The sequence below is a fragment of the Streptomyces sp. B6B3 genome (genome assembly GCF_039871525.1).
Classification (GTDB): Bacteria; Actinomycetota; Actinomycetes; order Streptomycetales; family Streptomycetaceae; genus Streptomyces.
The window spans coordinates 155,423-178,944 of record NZ_JBDPLU010000015.1 but is presented as its reverse complement, the minus strand read 5'-3'; the positions used below and the strand labels follow the sequence as shown (position 1 = coordinate 178,944).

Annotated in this window: 15 protein-coding genes and 1 pseudogene; 5 read left to right on the top strand and 11 right to left on the bottom strand. The window is 73.6% G+C overall.

What is annotated here, in order from left to right; genetic code table 11:
- Nucleotides 1-10: 10 nt before the first annotated feature.
- On the bottom strand, nucleotides 11-973 hold the full coding sequence (locus ABGB06_RS27435) for an adenosine kinase (RefSeq protein WP_347594112.1): 963 nt from the start codon (nucleotides 971-973) through the stop codon (nucleotides 11-13).
- Nucleotides 974-1,213: 240 nt separating this feature from the next.
- Here ABGB06_RS27435 and ABGB06_RS27430 point away from each other — a divergent pair.
- Nucleotides 1,214-2,230 (top strand): annotated as a pseudogene (locus ABGB06_RS27430) (family 43 glycosylhydrolase); the annotation flags it as partial.
- Between the two features lie 177 nt (nucleotides 2,231-2,407).
- Entirely contained in the window at nucleotides 2,408-3,481 is a 1,074-nt protein-coding gene (locus ABGB06_RS27425; RefSeq protein ID WP_347594110.1) for a cellulase family glycosylhydrolase, read from the top strand.
- Nucleotides 3,482-3,575: 94 nt separating this feature from the next.
- Here the strand turns inward: ABGB06_RS27425 and ABGB06_RS27420 are convergent, their stop codons facing one another.
- Complete coding sequence (locus ABGB06_RS27420) at nucleotides 3,576-4,646, bottom strand: saccharopine dehydrogenase NADP-binding domain-containing protein (protein WP_347594108.1); 1,071 nt, start codon at nucleotides 4,644-4,646, stop codon at nucleotides 3,576-3,578.
- Nucleotides 4,647-4,758: 112 nt separating this feature from the next.
- Between ABGB06_RS27420 and ABGB06_RS27415 the strand changes: the two genes are divergently transcribed.
- Nucleotides 4,759-5,700, top strand: coding sequence for an AraC family transcriptional regulator (locus tag ABGB06_RS27415; protein ID WP_347594106.1), 942 nt, complete (start codon nucleotides 4,759-4,761; stop codon nucleotides 5,698-5,700).
- 25 nt (nucleotides 5,701-5,725) lie between these two features.
- On the opposite strand, the gene ABGB06_RS27410 is transcribed toward ABGB06_RS27415, so the two are convergent.
- The 9 genes from ABGB06_RS27410 to ABGB06_RS27370 all read right to left on the bottom strand — a co-directional run bounded on the left by ABGB06_RS27410 (nucleotide 5,726) and on the right by ABGB06_RS27370 (nucleotide 20,028).
- Nucleotides 5,726-7,582: a glycoside hydrolase family 15 protein gene (locus ABGB06_RS27410; protein WP_347594104.1), complete on the bottom strand. Its 1,857-nt coding sequence runs from the start codon at nucleotides 7,580-7,582 to the stop codon at nucleotides 5,726-5,728.
- 180 nt (nucleotides 7,583-7,762) lie between these two features.
- Entirely contained in the window at nucleotides 7,763-9,778 is a 2,016-nt protein-coding gene (locus ABGB06_RS27405) for a serine/threonine-protein kinase (RefSeq protein WP_347594102.1), read from the bottom strand.
- A 179-nt stretch (nucleotides 9,779-9,957) separates the two neighbouring features.
- Nucleotides 9,958-11,727 carry an ABC transporter ATP-binding protein gene (locus ABGB06_RS27400; RefSeq protein WP_347594100.1) on the bottom strand — a complete coding sequence of 590 codons (1,770 nt, stop codon included), beginning with the start codon at nucleotides 11,725-11,727 and terminating at the stop codon, nucleotides 9,958-9,960.
- Nucleotides 11,724-13,514 carry an ABC transporter ATP-binding protein gene (locus tag ABGB06_RS27395; protein WP_347594098.1) on the bottom strand — a complete coding sequence of 597 codons (1,791 nt, stop codon included), beginning with the start codon at nucleotides 13,512-13,514 and terminating at the stop codon, nucleotides 11,724-11,726. The genes ABGB06_RS27400 and ABGB06_RS27395 overlap by 4 nt, the downstream gene beginning before the upstream one ends.
- 157 nt (nucleotides 13,515-13,671) lie before the next feature.
- On the bottom strand, nucleotides 13,672-13,794 hold the full coding sequence (locus tag ABGB06_RS27390; RefSeq protein ID WP_347594096.1) for a hypothetical protein: 123 nt from the start codon (nucleotides 13,792-13,794) through the stop codon (nucleotides 13,672-13,674).
- A gap of 251 nt (nucleotides 13,795-14,045) precedes the next feature.
- On the bottom strand, nucleotides 14,046-14,210 hold the full coding sequence (locus ABGB06_RS27385; RefSeq protein WP_347594094.1) for a hypothetical protein: 165 nt from the start codon (nucleotides 14,208-14,210) through the stop codon (nucleotides 14,046-14,048).
- A gap of 22 nt (nucleotides 14,211-14,232) precedes the next feature.
- On the bottom strand, nucleotides 14,233-16,173 hold the full coding sequence (locus ABGB06_RS27380) for an alpha/beta fold hydrolase (protein WP_347594092.1): 1,941 nt from the start codon (nucleotides 16,171-16,173) through the stop codon (nucleotides 14,233-14,235).
- The gene (gene lanL, locus ABGB06_RS27375; RefSeq protein ID WP_347594090.1) at nucleotides 16,170-18,950 is read right to left on the bottom strand and encodes a class IV lanthionine synthetase LanL; all 2,781 of its coding nucleotides are present in this window, start codon (nucleotides 18,948-18,950) and stop codon (nucleotides 16,170-16,172) included. Before lanL ends, ABGB06_RS27380 begins: the two co-directional genes overlap by 4 nt.
- Nucleotides 18,951-19,305: 355 nt before the next feature.
- Nucleotides 19,306-20,028, bottom strand: a complete 723-nt coding sequence (locus ABGB06_RS27370; RefSeq protein ID WP_347594088.1) for a response regulator transcription factor — start codon at nucleotides 20,026-20,028, stop codon at nucleotides 19,306-19,308.
- Between the two features lie 448 nt (nucleotides 20,029-20,476).
- On the opposite strand from ABGB06_RS27370, the gene ABGB06_RS27365 reads away from it, so the two are divergent.
- Together ABGB06_RS27365 and ABGB06_RS27360 are read left to right on the top strand one after the other, a co-directional pair.
- On the top strand, nucleotides 20,477-22,852 hold the full coding sequence (locus tag ABGB06_RS27365) for an ATP-binding protein (RefSeq protein ID WP_347594086.1): 2,376 nt from the start codon (nucleotides 20,477-20,479) through the stop codon (nucleotides 22,850-22,852).
- Nucleotides 22,849-23,505, top strand: coding sequence for a response regulator transcription factor (locus ABGB06_RS27360; protein WP_347594084.1), 657 nt, complete (start codon nucleotides 22,849-22,851; stop codon nucleotides 23,503-23,505). Before ABGB06_RS27365 ends, ABGB06_RS27360 begins: the two co-directional genes overlap by 4 nt.
- Nucleotides 23,506-23,522: the final 17 nt, after the last annotated feature.

Genomic DNA, 23,522 nt, shown 5'->3' with positions numbered 1-23,522 from the left:
CCCGTGAGCGTCACGCACGCTCGGCGGCGGTCGTCGTGGCCGTTTCCGTGTCGTTGGCCGGGGCCAGCGCGTCCAGTTCCCGCGCCCGCGCCAGCAACTTCTCCCGTCCGATGGCGTCGGCCGTCGACGAGGGGAGCGTGCAGGCGTAGGCCGCGGCGATCGCGGCGTAACGGGCGCAGCGGTGCGCGGGCTCGCCGGTCAGCCAGCCGTAGAGGTAGCCCGAGACGAACGCGTCGCCCGCGCCGTTGGTGTCCACGACCTCGCCCGGAGGCGCGACGGCCGGGACGTGGGTGAGTTCGCCGTCGTGCAGCAGGTACGCGCCCTCGGCCCCGGCGGTGGCGATGACCGTTTCGGCGCGGCCGCGTTCGGCGATGCGCCGCATGGTGCGCTCCGGGCTGGCCGGCAGGGCGGCGGTGGACAGGAAGACGAGGTCGGCCTCGTGGGCGTAGAGCTCGTGGTACGGCTTGGCGCCGTCCCAGTCGTGGAGATCGGTCGACACGGTGACGCCCGCCTCGCGCAGCGCCGGCAGGGCGAGGGCGCACGGATGGGTGATGGCGACGTGCGCGTGGCGGCTGCGCGCCGCGAGGGCGCTGACCGTCGCGGGCGGCAGCCGGTCGTCGTCGCTCCTGCGGGTGATGTCGTACAGGGAGAGCCGCCGCCCGTCGGGGCCGACGAGGTTCACCGCGCGCCTGGTGCCGGCGGTCAGCGGCAGGTCGGTGAGGGGGATGCCGCGCTGCCGGTGGAACGCGCGCACCAGCTCGCCCTCGGGGTCGGCCCCGATCAGGTCGAGGTGGTGGGTGCGCAGTCCCAGCGCGTGCAGTCCCAGCGCCACGAAGTCCCCGGTCTGGCCGGCTCGGGTTTCGATGGCCGGGACGTGGTAGCTGTCGGCGAAAGGAAGCGGAAGCTGGGGAACATAGACGATCGTGTCAACGCCGGCACCTCCCAGAACGAGGATGTCGATCTCGCGGCTCAACGGCGCTCCTGGTGACGCGTGCGGGGGTTCGCGTGCATTATCCGCGCCCGAATCCGCCGGCGGAGCAACCCGCCACGACGATCGATTCTGATCAATCCTGATCGATTCGCGTCGGATCAATTGACTCTGTGTGCGCCTCGGTTGACCTTGAACGGCACGTGCCCTCGATGGCAGCCCCTCGCAGGCACGACCCCGCACGGACGGCGGGGAGCTCCTCACCCCCACACCAGGAGTCGCCTCATGTCCCTCCAGCACCGAACGCACGCCGCGCACCCCACGCCACGTATCTGGCGCCTCGTCCTGCTCCCGGTCGTCGCGTTGCTCGCCCCGTTCCTGCTCGCCCACCCCGCCGAGGCGGCGCCCGTGACCGTCGTCAACGGGACGCAGTTCACCGATCCGAACGGGAACCCGGTGCACGCGCATGGCGGTGGGGTGATCAGGGTCGGTGAGTACTACTACTGGTTCGGGGAGAACCGCAACGACGACAACACCTTCCGCTACGTCTCCGCCTACCGCTCCACCGACCTGAGGACGTGGGAGTTCCGCAACCACGTCCTGACCGAGGCCACCGACCCGGAACTGGCCACCGCGAACATCGAACGGCCGAAGGTCATGTACAACGAGGCCACCGGGCAGTTCGTGATGTGGGCGCACAAGGAGAACGGCTCCGACTACAGCGAGGCCCGCGCCGCCGTGGCCGTCTCCGACACCGTCGACGGCGACTACGCCTGGCAGGGCAGCTTCCGCCCGCTGGGCCACATGTCCCGGGACATCACCGTCTTCGTCGACGACGACGGCACCGGCTACATGGTCTCCGCCGCCCGGGAGAACTACGACCTGCACATCTACCGCCTCACCGACGACTACACCGACGTCGAGGCCCTGGTCGCCAACCCCTGGCCCAGCGGCCACCGCGAGGCCCCCGCCCTGTTCAAACGCAACGGCGTCTACTTCATGCTCACCTCAGGCGCCACCGGCTGGGACCCCAACCAACAGCAGTACGCCACCACCACCAACCTCACCACCGGCTGGAGCGCGATGACGAACATCGGCGACTCCACCACGTACGACTCCCAGACCGCGTGGGTGCTCCCGATCCAGGGCAGCGAGGAGACCTCCTACCTCTACCTCGGCGACCGCTGGGCGGGAGCGTGGGACGGTCCGGTCAACGACTCCCGCTACGTCTGGCTCCCCCTCGAGTTCCCCGACGACACGACGATGTCGATGAGTTGGGCCGACGAGGTCAGCATCGACACCGAGACCGGCGCGATCGGCGCCGGATGAGCCCGGTCGGCGGGCCGCCATCACCTCCCAGGCCCACGGCGGCCCGCCGGCCGTTCCAGCCCACCCCTTCCAGCCCGCAGGCCGGGCCACCGGACCGTCACGCCGGTGGCCCCCCACAGGACCCAAGGACGAGAGGACGAGAGGACGATCATGTCGCACTCCACCGCACCCGACGCCCGTTCCCACCGCCGCCGGCGCCGCGCCCTGGCGGCCACGCTCGCCGCCCTCGTCGCCGTGCCAGCCGCGGCTCTGACGTCCGCGGCGGCCGAACCAACCGCAGAACCCACCCCGTTGGCCGCCGCCGACTTCAGGGGCGTGAACTGGGCCATGCCCGGCGACAACTTCACCGACGACCCCGTCGTCCCCGAGGGGCTGAGCGAGTCCGACAGCTACGACACCGTCAAGGCCAAGGCGGCCGCCGTCATCGAGGGCTTCGCGAGCACGATCGACGCCAACACCGTCCGGCTGCCCATCAACTTCGACTCCGTGCCCGGCACGGCGTGGGGCGACCGCTACGCCGGGGCCGTCGACGCCGCCACCGAGGCCGGCTTCAACGTGATCCTCTCCATGTGGGAGGGGAACTCCCCCAACGGCCGGATCGACGACATGAACGGCTTCAACGCGATGTGGGACGCCGTCGTCGACCGATGGGGATCCAACAGCCGGGTCCACTTCGAGCTGATGAACGAGCCCCACGGCTACAGCGCCGGCGACTGGGCCAACATCGCCGCCACCTGGATCGCCAACCGCCCGGAGGTGCCCAGGAACCGGATCTTCGTCAGCGGCAGCGGATTCAACCAGGACGTCACCGGCGTCTGCGCCGACAGCCGCCTCGACGGGACCTACCTCTCGCTCCACTCGTACACGTTCTTCCACGGCGAGATGACCTACGACCAGTGGATGAACACCCTCGCCGCCCGGATCGGCAACTGCGGATCACGCACCGTCCTCGACGAGTTCGGCGCCCCGACGGACGACGGCCGCAACTACAACGACGCCAACAGCACCGACAACTTCGTCCGCTACATCCGCGCCGCCACCGACACCGTCCGCAACCACGACATGGGCGCCGTCTACTGGCCCGCCCTCGGCGGCAAGCACACCCAACGCCCCGACTACGACTGGTACTCCCTCTACGCCCTCGAAGGCAGCGGCACCAACCTGACCCTCCGCGTACGCAGCACCAGCATGGTCGACCGACTCCACCACGCCTGGGGCATCTGACAACCCACGGCAACCACACCCGACACCGCCTGACCAACGCCGAAACCCAGACCGGACCCCGCCGGAGCCCCCAGCGCCCCGGCGGGGTCCGCCCTCACGCCCGGACGCTCCAACGAACGCCGTGCGGCTCCAGCCCCGCCAGGAAGTCCGCGGGGTCGAACGCCTGGGACGGCGCCAGCACGCCCGGAGCCGATCCGCCGGCCACCAGCCGGAGGGCGCCCTCCACGGCGATCACCGCCGTCAGGCCGTAGCCGTCGGTGCCCGTCACCGCGCCTCGCGCCCGCCGGCCGTCAGCGCCGTCCGCGTACGCCGCCATCAGCCAGCGCGCCGCCGCCCGCTCCGCCGGTCCCGGACCGTCCGGCAGCGCCTCGACGAGTTCCTCGCTCAGGGCGGTGAACAGCGGCGCGACCTCGGCCCGCATCACCGCCTCGACCCTGCGGGCTGGCACATGGCGCGGCACGGTGACGATGCCGGGCAGCGCGAACGGCGCCACCTTCAGCTCGCCGCGCTCTCCCTCCGCCCCCACCTCGGGGACCGGAACCGTCTCGCACCGCGCCACCGTGCCCCGGTGCCAGGCGCCGTCCACCCAGTGCAGGCCGCCGTCCCGGCCCCACAGGCGGCGGTTGGCCAACGCCGTGCGCGCCGTACCCCGGGAAACGCCGCCGGGGAGCCGCAGGTCGGCGATCGTCAGCGACTCGACGGGCGCGTCCCGGCCCAGGGCCGCCGCGGTGAGGTGCGCGATCAGGTCTCCGGGTCCGCCGTCGTCCGCGAGCGCGGGGACCACGGTGACCCCCGCCCCTTCCGCCGCCTCGCCGAACGTGTCGAACACGCGCTTGAGATAGGGCTGTTCACCCGTGGTGTCGACGTAGTGGCAACCGGCGGTCACGGCCGCCCGCACCACCGGCTCGCCGAACGACTCGAAGGGCGCGACGCAGTTGACCACCGCCGCGCAGCCGTCAAACGCCGCGACGAGAACCGCCGGCTCCTCGACCCCGGCCACCCGCACATCGGCGTCCGTCCCCGCGGCAGTCCCCGCGACCGCCACCCGCCGCAGGCGTCCCTCGTCCCGTCCGACCAACACCACCCGCACGCCCCGGCGCGCCAGTTCGGCTACCACCAGCCGCCCCGTGAACCCGCTCGCCCCGTACACCGCGATCTCCGTCATGACGAGCACGCTAGGTCCGGACGGCGGGACGCTGAATGCCCGGCAGTCCCGGGTGCCTGTCCGATCATCCTCCGCGCCCCGGCTCCCCCGGCTCGGGCGCTACGGTCCCGGAATGGACGTGCTCAGCGACGCGGTGGCGGCCATGCGCACCGGGCGGCCGCACTCGTCGCGCACCCGCTTCGCCGGCCCCTACGGCGTGCGCTTCCGGCCGTTCCGCGGCGCCGGATTCCACGTCGTGCTCCAGGGGGCCTGCTGGCTGCTGCCGCCCCGCGGCGCCCCGTTCCGGCTGGGCGTCGGCGACCTCGTCCTGCTCCCGCACGGCCACGCCCACGGTCTCGCCGACGACCCGGAGACCCTGCTGCGCGACGCGGGCGATCCGAGCGACCCGAACCCGGGCGACGCGGGCGAGCCGGCAGCCTCGGACGCGGGCTCGCCCCCGCCGGACGGCGACCGCGCCGCGACGGTCCTGCTCTGCGGCGGGTACCTCGTCGACCGGATCCGCCCGCACCCGTTGCTCGCCGAGCTTCCCGAGGTGGTCCACCTGCCCGCCCGGGTCGGCGCCCACCCCGAGCTGCGCGCCGCCGTCGGCCTCCTCGGCGCCGAGGTGGACCGCCCCCGGCCGGGCAGCGCCGGCATCGTCCCCGCGCTCCTGGACACCCTGCTGCTGTACGCGCTGCGCGCCTGGCACGACGAGGAGGTCCGGCACCGCCCCGGGCCCGGATGGGCCTCCGCGCTGCGCGACCCGGCCGTGGCCGCCGCCCTCCACGCCGTCCACCGCGACCCGGCGCACCCGTGGACGGTGGCCTCGTTGGGCGCCGCCGCCGGCCTGTCCCGTTCCCCGTTCGCCCGTCGTTTCACCGCACTCGTCGGCCAGCCACCGCTCGCCTACCTGACCTGGTGGCGGATGACCGTCGCCGCGCGGCTGCTCCGCGAGGACGACCGACCCCTTCACCGCGTCGCCGAACGGGTCGGCTACACCTCCGAGTACGCCTTCGCCAAGGCGTTCCGACGCGCCCACGGCACCTCCCCGGGCCGCTACCGACGAGGGAGCTGAAACACCCCGGATCGGATCAGTCAGATCAGTCGAGTGCCCGGTCGAGGTTGAAGGCGGCGCTGATCAGGCCCAGATGGGTGAAGGCCTGCGGGAAGTTGCCGCGCTGCTCGCCGGTGTGGCCGACCTGTTCGGCGTACAGGCCGAGGTGGTTGGCGTAGGTGAGCATCTTCTCGAACGCCAGCCGGGCCTCGTCCGTGCGGCCGGCGCGCACCAGCGCCTCCACGTACCAGAACGAGCAGATGGAGAAGGTGCCCTCCGAGCCGCGCAGCCCGTCGGGGCTGATCGCCGGGTCGTAGCGGTAGACCAGCGAGTCCGACACCAGTTCCTCGCCGAGGGCGTCGAGGGTGGACAGCCACCTCGGGTCGGTGGGCGACACGAACTTGGTGAGCGGCATCATCAGCACCGAGGCGTCCAGCACGTCGCCGCCCTCGCGCTGGACGAACGCGTTCCGCTCGGGGGACCAGCAACGGGCCATGATCCGGCGGTAGATCTCGTCCCGTCGACCACCCCAGTACGACAGGTCGGCGGGCAGGCCGCGCCGGCGGGCCATGCGCATGGCCCGCTCGACGGCGACCCAGCACATCAGCCGCGAGTGACTGAAGCGCATCCGACCACCGCGCGTCTCCCACATGCCCTCGTCGGGCTGGTCCCAGTGCTCGCAGACCCATTCCACCAGGCCGCAGACGCCGTCCCAGAGGTCGCTGGAGATCGGCTCGCCCCACTTGTCGTAGAGGTAGATCGAGTCGATCAGCGCGCCGTAGACGTCGAGTTGGAGCTGGCCGGCGGCGGCGTTGCCGACCCGGACCGGCGCCGAGTCGCGGTGGCCCGACAGGTGTCCCAGCATCCGTTCGGGCAGGTCGCGGCGCCCGTCGATGCCGTACATGATCTGCAACGGGCCGCTCGGCGCGCCCGCCGCGCCTCCTTCCGGCCCGGAGCAGCGCTCTGCGGTCTCCGACAGGAACGTCATGAACGCGGCGGCCTCCTCGGTGAAGCCGAGCCGCAGCAGGGCGTAGACGCCGAACGCCGCGTCCCGCAGCCACACGTACCGGTAGTCCCAGTTGCGCTCGCCGCCGATCTGCTCGGGCAGGCTGGTGGTGGGCGCGGCCACCATCGCGCCCGTCGGGGCGTAGGTGAGCAGCTTCAGCGTGAGCGCGGAGCGGTGCACCATCTCCCGCCAGCGGCCCCGGTAGCGGGAGGCGGACAGCCACCGCCGCCAGAACGCCACCGTGGCGGCGAACTGCTCGGTCGCCTCGGAGCGCGGGCAGGCGCGCGGCGGCTCGCCGGGGGCGATCCGGTCCAGGGCGAACACCTCGGCGTCTCCCTCGCGGAGCGTGAAACGCGCCGAGGCGTCGCGGTCGTCGCAGGTCAACGGCACCGTCGCGGTCAGCGCCAGCGACAGCTCCGGCCCGGAGAAGACCACCTGGTCCCGCTGCCCCGCCTCGACGGTGTGCGGCTCCGCGCCGTAGCCGAACCGGGGCGCCACGTGGGCGCGGAACGGCACCACGCCGCGCACGCACACCACGCGACGGATCACCCGGTTCCGCTCGGCCTCGTCGCCTGAGGTGGTGTCGCCGGGGGTAGTCTCGACCGGCATGAAGTCCTGGATCTCGCAGACGCCGTCCGGCGTGAAGAAGCGGGTGATCAGGACGTTGGTGTCGGGGAAGTAGAACTGCCGGGTCCGCAACACCGGCACGTCGGCGGCGAGCTCGAACGACCCGCCGCGCTCGGCGTCCAGCAGGGCGCCGAAGACGCTGGGCGAGTCGAAGCGGGGGCAGCAGTACCAGTCGATGGTGCCGTCGGTGCCCACCAGGGCGGCGCTGCGCAGGTCCCCGATCAGCCCGTGGTCGGCGATCGACAGATACCGGGAGGTGGCCTCGTTCATCCTGAACCTCCTCCCACCAGCGTAGGTGGAGATCCGGACCCGCGCCGCGCGGCGCGGAGCGGCTGGTCAGGCGGCCGGCCGGACGGCGCGACAACCGGGTGAACCGATTCAACGCCGCCGATTCAACGCCCTCGATGCACGCCCCGACGCAACAGCGCGGCCCCGCCGCGGTCGCGCGGTTCAGACCCGGTACATCGACGCGCTCATCGCGCCGCCGTAGGAGTCGAAGGCGTTCATGCCGGCGGTGTCCGCGCCCTCCAGCCAGAAGTTGACGTCGCAGGTTCCGCAACCGCCGGAGGTGCCGTTCAGGTGCACCGAACGGCCGGCGTCACTGACGCTCGCCAGTTCGAGCGTGTAGAAGCACCCCATGAGGTCGATCGTCCAGCTGCTGCCGTCATAGGTGAGGACGTCGGAGCTCGATTCCCACGTGCCCACCATGTCCCGGTCGACCTGGTCGTTCAGTCCCCCGCCACCGGAGGACCCGCCGTCCGAGCCGCCGCCCGAGGAGCCGTCGGAGGACCCGCCGTCCGAGCCGTCTCCGCCCGAGGAGCCGTCGGACGAACCGCCGGACGAGCCGTCCGAGGAACCACCCGAGGATCCGTCCGACGAACCACCGGACGAGCCGTCCGACGAACCACCCGAGGTGTCCGTGTCCGAGCCGCCGGACGACGAGCCGCCGTCGGAGGTCCCCCCTGACGTGTCACCGCCGTCCGAGTCCCCGTCACCGGAGGCGTCGTCGCTCGGGCTGCCGGACGGGTCCCCGCTCGGGCGCCCCGACTCGCCCCCCTCCGAGCCCTCGGCCGTGCGCCCCGGCGAGTCGTCGGCGGAACCGTCCTCCGCCGAGCCCGCGGACTCCGTGGTCGTCGCGTCGGCCTCCACACCCCGGTCGCCGCCACCGGCCCGCAGGGCGGTCACCACCAGCAACACCGTCACCACGGTCGCCACCACGCTGAGCGCCACCAGCACGACGTCGGGCCGGCGGCGCTGAGCGGCCGTGGCCCGGCGCCGGGCCCCGTGGGGCGGCACGGGAGGCTCCGTGTCCGCCGCTCCCCGATCCCGTGGGGGCTCCTCGACGACGCGCAGCTGCATCGTGTCCGACGGGCTGCCGACGGGCGCGTCGATGGACGGCGCCGGCGGCTCCGCGTCCGCCTCCTGGTTCCGCGCCGGTTCCTCCGGCAGGCGCAGGTGCATCGTCTCCGACGACACGGACGAGACAGGCGGGACGGACGACACGGACGAGACGGCGGAGGGCGCATCGCCGGGAGCCGAGGGCGGCTCCGCGGGCGGCTCCGCCACCTCGCCCCGCTCGGGTTCCTCGATGGTGAGCAGTTGCACCGTGTCGCGGAGCAGCTGATCGGTCAGCGCCGGGGGAAGCCAGGGTCCGCTGGTGCGGTGGGCCAGTGCCGCCGTGGCGATGTCCCGCGGAGTCGGACGTTCCCCCGGGTGCTTGGCCAGGCAGGCGGCCACCAGGTCCCGCAGCGGGCCGGCGAGGTTGCCGAGGTTGGGCGCCTCGTTGATGACCCGGTACATCAGCGCGTGTCCGGAGCCGTCCTCGGTGTCGAAAGGACCGGCGCCGGTGGCGGCGTAGGTCAGCGTCGCGCCCAGGCTGAAGACGTCACTGGCGGCGTCCAGCCGTTCGCCTCTGACCTGCTCGGGGGACATGTAGCCGGGCGAGCCGACCACCGTTCCGGTCCTGGTGAGGACGCTGGCGTCGACGGCGCGGGCGATGCCGAAGTCGATGACCCGGGGGCCGTCCACCGTGGCCAGCACGTTCGACGGCTTGAGGTCGCGGTGCACCAGGCCGCTGTCGTGGATGGCGGTGAGCGCGTGGGCCAGGCCCTCGGCCAGCCGCCACAGCGTGGCCTCGGGCAGGACGCCGAACTGCGTCACGATGTCGTACAGCGGCGGGCCGGCGATGTAGTCCGTGGCGACCCACGGGATCGGCCCCTCGGTGTCGGAGTCGAGCACGGGCGCGGTCCACTCCCCGCCCACCCGCTGTGCGGCGGCGATCTCCCGTTGGAAGCGGCTCCTGAAGGCCGGATCCAGGGCGAACTGAGGGTGGATCAGCTTGACGGCGACGATGCGCCCCTGCGGCGAACGGCCGAGGAATACCTTCCCCATGCCTCCGGCACCCAGCATCCGCAACAGCCGGTACTGCCCCAGTTTCTGCGGATCGTCCGGCTCCAGTGGTTTCAACGTGCCCCCGCCTCGTCGTCGTCAGTCCGTGCGTGTCCTTCGCAGGTTGCTGACGAGTATCACGCGTCGGGGAAGAGAAGTTCGAACCGGTGCCGGCCGACGTCCGCTTCGCGCATTACGCGCCAGTAGCCCCCGGCCGTCTTCGGGTTGCGCCGTTTGCAGCGTTTTCACGAGCGAGGTCAGGCCGTGGTTCGGTCCGGGACGGCGGCCCAGGTGTTGGCCAGGTCGGCATAGAGCGGCGAGTCGCGCAGCAGCGCGTGGTGGTCGCCGATCCGGGCGGAACGCCCGTCCAGCACGAGGATCCGGCGGGCCCGCATCGCGGAGCTGATCCGGTGCGCGATGATGATCAACGTGCCGGGGCGGGCGGAGAACGCCTCCTCCGCGCGTCGTTCCGCCGCCGGATCCAGGTGGCAGGTGGCCTCGTCGAGGATCACCACCCGCGCCGGCGAGACGTACGCCCGCACGAGCGTGATCAGTTGGCGTTCCCCCTCGGACAGGGCGGCGGCCTGTCCGATCGTCGCGTGGAACCCGCCGAGCCGTTTCACCACCGGCGCCAGCCCGACCGCGTCGGCGGCCCACACCAGCTCGTCGTCGGACACCTCGGGGGCGAGGTAGGCGAGGTTCTCCCGCAGCGTCCCGGCGAAGACGTAGGACTCCTGCGGGACGAGCGCGACGGCCTCCCGCAGCTGCGGTTCGGCCAGCGCGCCGAGCGGGACGCCGCCGAGCGCGATCTCGCCGCGTCGGCAGGACTCCAGGCCGGCCATCAGGTTGGCCACCGTCGACTTGCCGATGCCGCTGGGTCCCACGATCGCCAGATGGTCGCCGTACGGGACGTCGAGGTCGAGGTCGTCGACGATCGGCGCGGAGTGCGGGCCGTAGGCGAAGGTGACGCCGCGCAGGGAGAGGGACGGGGAGAGGGACGGGGCCTGGTCGTGGCCGGGTGGGGCGGCGTCGGGCGGGCCGGGCGGTGCGGGCGGCTCGGCCGTGTGTTCCGCGAGCCGTCGCAGCAGGACCTGGAGTTGGACCCCCATGTTGCCCAGGCTCTGCGCGAAGAGCCGCAGCGCGGGTTCGAGCCCGGAGACCAGGTAGGTGACCGCGCCGAGGACCTGCCCCGGGGTGACGGCGCCGCTGCGCAACAGCCACGGCGCCATGGCCAGGGTCGCGACCAGCGGAACGCGGGCGCCGATCACCACCACCCCGATCCGGCAGGCCCCGATGCGGGCGGCCGCCACGGAGGCGGCCGCGTTGGCCTCCACGTCGTGTCCGAGGTGCCGTGTCGCCGTGCCCGCGCCGCCGCACGCCAGCACGTCCCGCAGGCCGGACACGGCGTGGCCGGCGCTCCCCGCCAGCCGCTCCTCGGCCACCAGCGCCTCGCGGTAACGCCTACGGAAGAGGATCGAGAGCAGCGCCAGCAGCGCGCCGGCGGCGGCGAGACACACCAGCGTCACGCCGGCCAGCTGGGGCAGCAGCGTGGCCAGGCCGGCGAGCGCGGCGCCGAGCGAGAACACCACGGTCCGGACCGTCATCAGCAGCAACGCCAGGATCTGCCGCACGCCCTCGGTCTGCCGGGTCAGCCGGGCGACCGTGCTGGCGTCGGTGGGGCCGCCGTCCCGCACGGCGTGGGCCAGCCGGGCCTGGACGACGGCGCGGACCAGCGCGTCGCGGGCGGCCTCCACGACGGCGGCGAGCGGGATGACGGCGTGCCGGGCCGCCCAGGCGCCCAGCACCATGCTCGCGCCGTACAGCATGAGGAACGCCAGCCCCGCGGCCAGTTCGCCGGCCAGGAAGCCGTGGTCGAGCGCGGCGGCGACGAGCTGGCCGGACAGCAGGACGGGGGCCGCCTCCAGGAGCGACCAGGCCGCCAGCACCAGCAGGGCGCGGCGTTGGGCGGCGAGTGCCGGGCGCAGCAGCGTCCGGCCGCTGGGCTTGGCGTTGGCCGTCACCGTCATGTCTGCTCCACCGTTCGGGGCTCCGGCGTTGCCGTTCGAGGCTCTGCCGTTCGGGTCTCCCCCAACAGCGGGGCGTCTTCGCCGGCGTCGCCGGGGGCCTGCTGGAAGAGACCGCGGTAGTCCGGGTCGGCGGCGAGCGCCTCGTGGCTGCCCATGGCCCGGATCCCGTTGTCCTCCACCCACACCACCAGGTCGGCGCGGCGCACGGTGGCGGCGCGGTGGGTGACGACCAGCCGGGTGCGGTGCCGCGCGGCGCGGTCCATGGCCAGGGAGACCTCCCGTTCGGTGACGGTGTCCAGGCTCGACGTGGTGTCGTCCAGCACCAGGATCCTGGCGTCCCGGCAGAGCGCGCGGGCCAGGCCCAGGCGCTGCAGCTCACCGCCGGAGAGCCGCAGCCCGGCGACGGGCGTGGCCGGGCCGAGCGGCAGCCGTTCGACGAACGACTCGGCGCGGCTGTCGCGCAGCGCCCCGCGCAACGCGTCCGGCGGCACCGGCCGGTCGCCGTAGGCGACGGCGTCGGCGACGGTCTCGCCGAGCAGCACCGGCCGTTCGAAGGCGTGGGCCACGGCGTCCCGCACCGACCGCTGGTCGGCCTGCCACAGCGGCATGCCGTCGATGGTCACCGCACCGGCGTCGGGCCGCCACAGCCCGCCCACGACCGCGGCCAGCGTCGACTTGCCGCCGCCGGAGCCGCCGACGACGGCGACGGTGGCGCCGGCCGGAATGTCGAGATCGACGCCGTCGAGCAGCGCGCGGTCTCCCTCGGTCACCCGCACCCCGCGCAGGCTCACCGCGCCCCTGCCGGCGGGCAGCGGCGGGCCGACGCCGGTGCCGTCGCCCCCGGCGGGCGCCGGGGTGTGCAGCACCTCGCTGATGCCGGCCGCCGAACCGCGCGCCCTGCCCAGGTGCGCCAGGGTGCCGACCTGCCGGAAGACGCCGAAGGCGTAGCCCAGATAGGTGTTGAGCGCTATCAGCTCGCCGGGGCTGACCCGCCCGGCGATCACCCCGTGTCCGGCCGTCGCCAGAACGCTGACCTGGAGCACGGCCACCAGCAGGGCGAGCCGCCAGCCCACGTCCCGCTGGGCGTTCCACAGCGCCTCGCCGTGGCGGCGCAGCTCGCGCAGCGGGACGAGCACGCGGCGGGTCTCCCGGCCGACCGTGCCGCTGGCGCGGAGGGTGCGCACCCCGCTCATCGCGTCCACGAAACGGGCGGCGAGCGCGCTGTAGGCGGCCTGGTAACGCTCGGTCAGCTCCGTCGAGCTGCCCAGGAAGCCCCGGGCCAGCCGCCACACGACCGGGGCACCCAGCAGGAAGACCGCGCCGGCCACCGGGTCGATCAGCAGCAGCGCGACGATGCCGGCCACCGAGGTGAGCAGGGCGACGGCGGCCCCGGCCAGGGAGGGACCGACCTTGGCGGTCTCCGCGGTGCCCTGGAGCAGCCGGTTCAGCAGGTCGCCCTCGGCGAACCGCCGCTGCCCGCCGAGGTCGAGGGCGAACAGGTGGCCCAGCGCCCGGTGCCGCAGCCGCGCCGTGGCCCGCGCCGCCGTGGTGGCCTCGACCAGCTCGGCCGCGACCTGGGCCAGGGTGGAGACGGCCAGCAGGGTGACCAGCCAGACCAGGGCGGGACCGGTCGAGTCACCGCCGAGCGCGGCGTCGATCGCCGCGGCCAGCGCCATCGGCAGAGCCAGGGAGGCGGCGGCGTCGAGCAGGGCCGCCCCCAGGAACAGCGACGTCCAGCCGCCAGTCGATCGCGCCACCTGCCACAGGAGCCGATCACGCTGCTGCATGGAAGTCCTCACCTCGCCGGGTCGTGTCAGCCAGTCCGATCTGCCGCTGATCCGGCCTGTCCCTGATCCGGCCTGCCGGTGCTCCGACGTGCCGGTGCTCCGGCCCGCCGACCGCGGACCCCGACGGCTCGGCAGAGCCGCCGGGGTGCCTTCGAGATCAGAAATCGAAGGTGTAGGCAGGGCAGGTCAGAACGCTGCCGAAACCGCAGCAGCCCTCCTCCGAGTTCGCGGCTTCCTCGGATTCCGGTAGCCGCTGGAGCAACTCGACATCGATGGCCATGGTCTTCTCCTTCCGTCAGTGACGGACGGCTGACGGCCCCGCCGTCACCCGGTGTTGGTGTTGGTGCAGCTGTGACAGGTGGTCAGGCCGCTGGTCCCGAAGATGGGGCAGTTCTCGGTAAGCGAGTTCCAGCAGCAGTCCAGTGCGCCCAGAGCCGCCTCCTCCGTCGATGCGAGCTCTTGGAGCGCGTCCACGGAAAGCGTCACGGGAGTCACCTCCTCTCCACGCTCGTCGCGACTACGTGGCCCGCGTCAGCCCGTGAAGGTGCAGCCGAAGCAGGTGATCACGCTCATCTCGCAGCAGCTCGTGGCGTACAGCCAGTCGGGCAGCGGGCAGCAGTCGGCCAGGCCGGCGCTCTCCTCCGTGGCCCGCATCTCCTGCAGGGCCTCCAGATCCAGTGTCATGTCGTCGTTCACCTCCCCTCCTTGTTCGTCGCGGTCATGGACTCCACCCGCCCGCGGCCAGGAACCGCGCCGTGGCCAGGTGGAGGCTCTGGGAGCCGTCCAGCGGGGTGTGCCCCGCGCCGCTCACCTCGTGGTGGTGGAAGTCCACGCCCGGCACCGCGCCCCGTTCGGCCAGCCGCCGCGCCAGCGCGCGGGACTGGCCGGCGGGGACGACGTCGTCCCGGTCGCCGTGGAGGATCAGCAGGGGCGCGCGCAGCCGGGACAGCCGGCCGGGTTCGGCCAGGTCGCGCGGGCCGTGCTCGTCGACCACCCGTCGCCGCCCGCCGAGCCGGTCGATCATGGCGCGGACCGGCGGCGTGGCGTCCCCGTACAGGGACTCGCCGGACAGGAACGGTGCGACGGCCACCACCCGCGACCACAGCTCGGGCTCGGCGCACGCCGCCAGCAGCGCGAGGAACGCGCCGTAGCTGTGCCCGTAGAGCGCCGGCGGTTCGTGGTCCGCGGGCCGGTGGCGGCGGATATGACGGGCCAGGTGCAGGACGTCGGCCAGGTCGGGGCCGCCCCAGGCGTTGACCACGTGCTCGTGGAACGCCTGCCCGTAGCCGATGCTGCCGCGCGGGTTGGGCGCGATGACGGTGACGCCGGCGTCGGCGAAGACCTGGAACAGCTGGTGGAACTTGAGCCGCCACATGCCGGCCGGCCCACCGTGGAGGGCCAGCACGACGTGCCGGGCGGTGCGCCAGTCCTCGTGGCCGCAGACCAGGGCCTCGACGTCGCCCGCCGGTCCCGGGAAGTTCCGCACGTGGCCGGGTGCCCAGGGCCACCGGCCGGCCGGGGTGCCGTCGTCGGCCTCCACCCACCGCGCGTCACCGGCCCCGGCACCGGCCCTGCCGACGGACACGGTGGCGCCCAGCAGCCGCGCGGGCGTGTCGGCGCCGACCGACACGCACCACAGCCGTGGCGACCCCGCGTCGGCGCCGCCGGCGGACGCGCGCCAGGCGGCCGGGCCCAGGACCCGGCCGGTGGGCGCGGCGAGGGGATGGACGGCGTCGCGGTGGGTGTCGAGGAGGAAGAGGTCGCAGACGAGACCACTGGTGCGGCGCAGCAGCGCCCACCTGCCATCCCCGCGCAGGGCCAACGGGCGGACCTCGCCGGCCAGCCGCTCCGGCGCGAGAAGGGTGTGCAACGGGCCGGAGGCCGGTCCGGCGCGCAGCACGTGCCGGCCGTTCCGCTCGGTGGCCGTCAGCAGCGCGCCGCCCTCGGGCGCGGTCAGCAGCACCGTGTCGCCGCCGGTTTCGCTGGGGTCGTTGGGGCCGGGGTCGAGGAAGTCGTGGCCGCCGTCGCGCACGTGGAAGGCGGCGGGGCGGATGCGGCCGGCGGCACGGACGTTGACCACGAACCGCTCGCCGGCCGGGTCGAGCCAGCCGCCGCCGATCAGCAGCAGCGCGGGCAGTGTCCCGACCCGCATCGGCGGGCCGGCCAGGCCGGCCGGGGAGCCCGTCAGCGTCCACGCCGTGCAGGCGGCGTCCGGGTCGTTCCCGACGCGGGCCAGGAGCAGCGCGCCGGGCCGGCCGTCCGGCGGGGCGGCGAGCGTGACGTGGTCTCCCGGCACCGAGCCCAGGGGGCGTTCCTCGCCGTCGGGCAGCACGGCCACCACATCGTGGGCACCGGCCCTGGCCACCAGCACCAGCACGGAGCCGTCGTCGAACGGCACCACGTCGGTGGGCCGCCCCCGCAGCGGGACGTTGGACGCGGCCCGCTCGAAACCGGGCAGCGCCCGGCAGCCCGGGGTGTCGCCGCGGAGGTCCCAGGACTCCAGGAACATCCGGCCGTGGCCGTCGGTGACCAGGGCCGCCGCCCGTTGTCCGGTGGCGGAGAAACGGAAGCCGAAGCGCGATCTGAGGGTGGTCAGGGCCGCCCACAGCGGGGCCGAGGATTGGGACTGGTCCGCCACGGCGGGCGCGGCACCGCTCACCGCTGGCCCTCCGGCGCCAGGGCGAAGTCGTCCACCATCCACCAGCGTTCGCCGCCGTGGCGCAGCCGGTGCAGGAACCCGATCGAACCGGCCAGTCCGAGGTTGTAGCTGTAGGTGGTCTTCAGGGACACGTCGTCGATGGGGACGAGGCGGTCGTCGCGCTGCACGCACAGCCGGGCCAGGCAGGTGGCGTACTCCTCGGCCCAGTCGCGGTACACCCGCTCGCCGGTGGCCGCCGCCATGTCGAGCAGGAACTCGGCGTTGCCGGCGACGCCGTGGCAGTGGCTCGCGGACAGGAACCACTTCTCGGCACGGGTGGCCACCGCCGCCCGGTGCGCCGCCTCGCGGTACCTCGTCTCGCCGGTGGCCCGCCACAGCCGGATCAGGAAGGTGCCGATGCCGGACGCGCCGCTGCACCACCAGCACACCCCGTCCTCCGGCGTCTCGCCCGGCTCCGGGGGCGCGACCGGCCAGGTGACGCCGTCCCCCACCTCCTGGGCGACGGACAGCAGGTAGTCGCCGCCGTCGACGGCCGTCGTCAGCAGTTCGGGCCGGTCCAGCTCGCGGGCGACCGTCATCAGGAACGTGCAGATGCCGGCGACCCCGTGGGCGTACCCCAGGTGGGTCGGGCCGGTCGCGGCGCGGCCGTTGGGCGATTCGGGCAGCGGCCACAGCGTCGACCCGCTGGACGGGCGGGCGGCCAGCACCGATTCGGCGCAGATCGCCACCCGCCGGGCCAACTCCTCGTCGCCGGTGCGGCGCCACAGGTGCAGCTGGGCGAGGCCGGAGCCCGCCACGCCGTGGGTGATGTCCGGGTTGGCCCAGGTGACCGGCAGCCGCTTCACCCGCTGGACCGCGCGCCGCATGGCGCCCTCGTCTCCCAGCGCCTCGGCCGCCTCGTACAGCGCCCAGCAGGTGCCGGCGCGGCCGAAGAAGAGACCGGGCAGGAGCCGTTGGTCCTGGCGGAGTCGGGCCTCCAGCCAGCTCACCGAGGTCCGCAGGGCACGCCGCACCGCGTCGGCCCCGCCGGCTCCGTCGGGCTCGCCGGTCCCGTCGGTGCTCTTGAGGGCCAGCGTGCGCCGCAACGCGTCGATCGAGCCGGCGCAGCCCGCCTGCAGGCTCAACGAGTCGAACAGCCGCCCGTCGTAGGGCACCGCCGGCCACAGGGTCCGTTCGTCGTCCGGCGTCATCGCCGTCATCAGCTCGCGGACGGCGTCGTCCAGCAGCCGCTGCTGCTCGTCGGCAGGCAGCCGCACGGGAGCCGACGCCACCGGGACGACGTCGCCCTCGGCGTCGGGCTGCCGCGGCATCGCGGCGAGCAGTTCCCGCACCCGCGGCAGCCCGATGCGCTGCCGCGGGTCCTGGCGCAGCAGGCCGAGCACCACCGGCGCGAAGGCGCGCAGCGTGGGGCTGGTGCCGGCGACCGCGTTCACCAGGAACGCCAGCCGGTCGTCGAGCGGGCGCGGCTCGGGGGAGGCGTCCTCGGCCAGCAGCGGGTGGACCCCGGTGCACAGGAAGAAGAGCGACGCGCCCAGGCTGTACAGGTCGGTGTCCTGCTCCGGCGCGGGGTAGCGCGCCGGGCCGGTCATCTCCTCCGGCGCGACGTACCCCATCGTCATCACCCGGGTCACCTGCTCGCCGGGGCGGGTGACGAACTCGGTGTCGATCAGCACCAGGGTGTCGTCGGGGGTGACCATGACGTTGTTCGGCGTCAGGTCGCGGAAGACCAGGCCCTTGTCGTGGACCGTGGCGACCAGGGTGACCAGCTGCCGGGCCATCGGCAGCACCGCGTCCACCGAGATCAGGTGCTCGGGATCCTCCCGCACCTGACGCTCCACCCACGCCCGCAGCGTCACGCCGGGGACCTCCTCCTCGGCGAGGAAGACGTGGTCCTGGTACTCGAAGAGCGACACCGGGCGGGGCGAGATGCCCATGCCCTCGAAGAGCCGCAGGATCTCGTGCTCGTTGCGCAGGTAGTCGCGGGCGTCGGTGCCGTCGAACTCGGCCGCGACGTACGGGCGGGCCTCCTTGATGACGACGGTCCGGTCGGTGCGCCCGTCCTTCGCCCGGTAGACCCCGCCGCGGTTGGAGTGCCGGATCGCTTCGAAGACGGCGAACCGGGAGTCGAGCAGCACCTGCTGCTGGCCGCGCTCCTCCGCGCCCCGGGCCGGGGTCGGGTCGGGGAGGGGCGGCTTCGCCCAGGGCACCGGCGCGTACCACGCCTCGCGCTTGTCCTGGAACCAGCTGCCGTCGGGGGTGACCAGCATCGGCACGTAGGAGCCGTCGGCGTCGAGGATCTGCTGCCGGCCGGAGAAGCCGCCGAAGCGGTAGTGCACCAGGCTGTCCGGCCGGTAGCGGCGGTCGGAGAGGATCTTCGGGCCGGTCATGCCCTCGGTGGCCTGGTGGAGTTCCTCGACCAGCTCCGCGAACTGCCGGTCGTCCTCCGGGTAGACGGTGATGAACTTGCCGCCGCTGCCTCGGTTGCAGCGCACCGAGAGCAGCTGCCGCAGCTGGGCGACGCCCTTGGCGAACTTGAAGGCGACGCCGCGTTCGAGCAGCACCCGGGCGGCGGCCCGGAGGGCGGGCACCGCGGAGCGCGGCGTCGCCGAGAGGTGGATCTTCCAGCCCTGCGGTCGCGAGTAGTGCCCGGGTGGCAGAACGTGGCACCACATGTCGTCCAGGGAGTGGTCCCACCCGTGGAGCGCGACCACCTCGTCCCTGACGCCGAGGAAGTCGTGAACGTAGAGATGGTCGGGATGCTGGGGCTGGCTGCTCACGGTGGCTCCCGGCGGTGAGGACGAACGCACCGGTGGTCGGCGCGGCTCCTCAGGACGCTAGGCCGCCCGATGTCCCGGGCTCCCGGGGCAGATGTCTCGTAAATGTCCCGCCCGAACGTCCCGGTTCCCGCGTTGGTCGTGCTTTCGGGGCGATCCGGACAGCGCCGGAACCGGGCGTTCGGCGCGTCTCGTTGAGGGCACCGGCTCGCCGGCGGGCTGGTGAACTGGTGGACGGGTGGACGGGTGTGCTGCGGGCTGGTGGGAACGACGACGGCGCCGGCCGCCCGTCATCCCAGGCCGCCTCCGCGCCGCGCGCGTCCGCTCACCCTCGAATCACCCGCGAATCACCCGCGAATCAGCCGCGAACCGAACCGTTCGCGTTCGGGACCAACGAGATCCCCAACCCGGCGTCGCGCGCCCGCACGACCGCCTCCATCCGGTGGTGCACGTCCAACTTGCCGAGGATCTGCGAGACGTAGTTGCGAACGGTCTTCTCCGTCAGCACCAGGTCCCTGGCGATCCGGCCGTTGCTCCAGCCGCGCGCGAGCAGGTCGAGTACCTGCGTCTCTCGCTCCGTCAGCTGCGGGAACGCCGACAGGTGCGGCGCCGCGTGGGGTGCCGAGAAGTACTCGCTCAGCCGTCGGGCGATCACCGGGCTGAACACGGCGCCGCCCTCGGCGACGATCTCGAGGGCGCGCAGCAGCTCCTGTTCGGAGGTCTGCTTGGTGATGTAGCCGCTCGCCCCGGCCCGTACGGCCGCCACCACCGAGTCGTCGTCGTCCCGGACCGAGACGGCCAGCACGCGTGGCGTCCTGCCGTGCCGAGCTCCGTTCGTCGTGCTCCGCGCCGGGGTCGGCCCCGAACGCAGGGCCCGGATGGCGACCGTTCCCGCGCCGGCCTCCAACCGGGGGTCGATGAGGACGACATCGGGCGCCGGAGACAGCTCCGGCAGTAACCGCAGCGCCCCCTCGACCGACCCCACCTCGCCCGCCAGTTCGAAGCCTTCCGCTTCCGACAGGAGGTGCCGGATGCCGGCGCGGAACAGCGCCTGCTCATCGACCACGAAGACGCGCACCATCACCCCGCACCCCCCAGCACCCGGGCCCGGCCGCCGTCGGCGCGACGACAGCGCTCGCGAGAACCCGGCCATCTTCGGTGCGAAGGGCCCGGTTCCGTGTTCCCGACGGCGTGCATGCCGTTCCTCCCCGTTCGCCAAGCCCGCACCTCCGCGCCCGGCCCGCGTGCTCACCTGCCGACCGCCGAGTTCCCCACCAGAGAAGCGACCTGGGGCCTGCACGCCCACCACGGCCGGTTTCAGCCCGTACGACGCGCACACTAGCCCGACCCCGCGTCCGGGTGTGCCGGTCGTTCGCCCCACAAGGAACGGCCGCCGCACACACCACAAGATCACTTCCGCCCCCTAACATGCGCTTTGTCCCGATCACGGGCCAACTAATCTGGCCTCCATGTGGCATGGCGGGCGGGGAGAGCTGGGAGAGCGGGGAGCCAAGCGGAACGGATCCGCCGTGCCGACGGAGGGCCCCAGGTCCGGAGAGCGCCTGTTCAACGTGACCGTCGAGCGGTACGGACTATGGCTCCGGTCCGCCGTGGTCTGCCTGTGCAGTGCCCTGGGAATCGTCTCGGCGGACCCGGCGGGGGTTCCCCTGGCGCTGTCACTGCTGGTGCCCGCCCTCCTCGCCTGCGGTGTGCGGCTCTACGGGCTGCGTCGCCCCCTCCCGTTATCCGGGCTGTGGACGCTGGACGCGGCCGTGGTGGTGCTGACCGGGCTGGCCCAGCCGGTGCTCGGCGGCGCGGGCGCGGATGTGATGGCCGAGGCGGTCGTCGGCATCTGCGTCATCACCTTCCAGCAGGAGTGGGCGGTGCGCCCCATGGCCGGCGCCACCCTGGCCGTCGTGGGAACCGCCGTCTGCGCGCTCGGCGACGTCCTCTCCTCACCCGGGCACAGCCCGGAGTCGGCCACGGTGGTGCGCTTCCTCGTCCTGGCGGGCCTGTCCAGGGCCGCCTACCTCATCGTCCGGACGCGGGTCAGGGCGGCCGACCGGTCGGCCGCGGCCAGGGCGGCGTCGCGCCGGGAGGCCGAGGTCGCCGCCGCCCGGCGGGCGACCGAACGCGAGTACCTGGCGACCCTGCACGACACGGCGAGCGCGACGCTGTTGATGGTCTCCCAGGGCGACGGCCGGGACTGGTCGTGGCTGCCTCCGCGTGCCAGACAGGATCTGGAGGCGTTGTCCGCCGTGCCCGGATTCGAGGCGGGGAGCGTGGACCTCGCGGAACTGCTCGGCTGCGTGCCCGGGGGTGCCGAGGGCGAGGGACCGGCCCTGGTGCGGCTCGGGACGCGCGTCGACGGCCCGCTCATGGTTCCGTCCGGCCCCGGACTCGCGATATTCAACGGGGTCCGGGAGGCCGTCACCAATGTGGCCCGCCATGCCGGAGTGCGGGAGGCGGAGCTGCGGGCCTGGGCGGAGGAGGACGGCGTCGTCGTCGAACTGTCCGACGCGGGCCGGGGATTCGACCCGGAGTCCGTCCCCGCGCGGCGCCGGGGCATCTCCCGTTCCATCGTCGGCAGGATGCGGGCGGTCGGCGGCTCCGCCACCATCACCTCGTTTCCGGGCAGCGGGACCCGGGTGCGGTGGCGCTGGCACGCCGAGGCCCGGGCGCCGCGGTCGGGGGAGGGGACGCTGGCGAAGGGCAGACCGCGGGCGCCCCGCCTCCCGGCGCAGCACGCCGCCGTCGTTCGCCTCATCGGCGGGCAGCTGGTCCACGGGGCGCAACTGGCCGCCCTGCTGATCAGCCTGCTGTCGCAGTTCACCCTGTCGCTGCGGCAGCTCACGGCCTACCAGGACGTCTACCGCCCCGCGTGGGCGCAGACGGCCGCGTTCGTCTGGCTCGCCGTCGTCGCGCTCGCCGGGGCCGCCTGTCTGCTGCGTGGCCGGCGGATCCCGCCGGGGGTGCGTGGCTGGGGCCTGGGCTCGGTGCTGGCCGTTTCGGCGGTGTGCGCCTTCACGCTCCCGCCGGAGCGGTTGACCGGCGCGGAGGACTGGGCGTTCGGGCTGGTCGGCTGGCACGCGCTGTTCCTGCTGGCCGACCTGCGGATCAGGGTGTTCGCGGCGTTCCTCGGGGCGCATGTGGGGCTCAACGCCACCGCGGTGCTCCTGTCGGGGCCGCCGGCCGCCGCGGAGTCCGCCGTCATGGGGATCGCCGTGGTCTCCACCTGCGGCTTCCAGCTTGCCACCGGCGTGCTGACGCGCCAGCTCCACGGGGCCGCCTCGACGGCGGGGACCGAGGCGGCCCGTGAGGAGGAACTGCGCACCCGGGAACGCATCCAGGAGGACATGCAGCGTGATCACAAGGAGCGCTACCGCGCCCTGACGGCGACGACGGTGCCGCTGCTCGCGGGCCTCGGCCACGGCGTGCTGAGCCCGCACGACGAGGATGTCAGGCAGCGGTGCGGCGTGGAAGCCGCCCGTATGCGCCGCCTGTTCGCGGAGAGCGACGCCGTCTCCGACCCGCTGCTGAACGAGGTGCGGGCGTGCGTCGAGGTGGCCGAGCGCCAGGGGGCGACGATAAGTCTGGCCGTTCGGGGCCGGCGGGGGGAGGTGCCCGTGGAGGTACGCCGGGAGCTGATCGACCCGGTGGCGGTGATTCTGGGCCGCACCCGCTCGACCGCGCGGGTGACCGTCGTGTGGACGCCCCGCGCGGTGCGCGTCAGCGTGGTCAGCGAGGACGGCACCGACGGCCGCGACACGGCGGAGGCCGCTTCGGCCCCCCACGGCCATGGCACCGACAACGACGTGAGCGTGGCCAGAACCACCCGCGGCGGACGTCTGTGGGTGGAGGCTGGTTGGAGCAGACCGGCGACCTCCGGAGTTGAGCTGACATGAGTGACAGCGCACCGGTCAGCGTGGTCGTCGTCGACGACCATCCCGCCATCCTCTCGGGCATAGAGGCCTGGTACGCCGCGTCGCGGCGCCCCATCACCGTGGTCGCGGCCGGCGCCTCCGTGGAGGAAGCCTGGACCGCGCCGGGCAGCACGGCCGATGTCGTCCTCCTGGATCTGCAACTGGGCCAGGGCGGCCCCGCCTTCGGCAGCCTTCGACGACTCGTCGACGCCGGGCGGCAGGTGGTCGTCTACTCGATGCGGGACGACGAGAAGACAGCGCTCAACTGCCTGGACCTCGGAGCCGCGACCTTCCTGACCAAGAGCGAGGGCCGACAGCATCTGGTCGAGGCGACGTTGGCGGCCGCCGACGAGCGGCCCTACATGCCGCCCGCACTGGCCGGCGCGCTGGGCACGAACGCCCGCGCCGACCGGCCCCAGCTCTCCGTGCGCGAGGAGAACGTGCTCATCGAGTGGTTCCAGTCGGAGTCCAAGGAGTTGGTCGCACAGCGTCTCGGCATCTCCGTGCGCACGGTCAACTCGTACCTGGACCGGGTCCGCATCAAGTACGCGAACGTCGGCCGCCCCGCGCGAACCAAGGCAAGCCTGGTGGCCCGCGCCATCCAGGACGGCCTGGTCGACGTGGCCGACCTCTGAGCGCGGGGTCCTCCGTC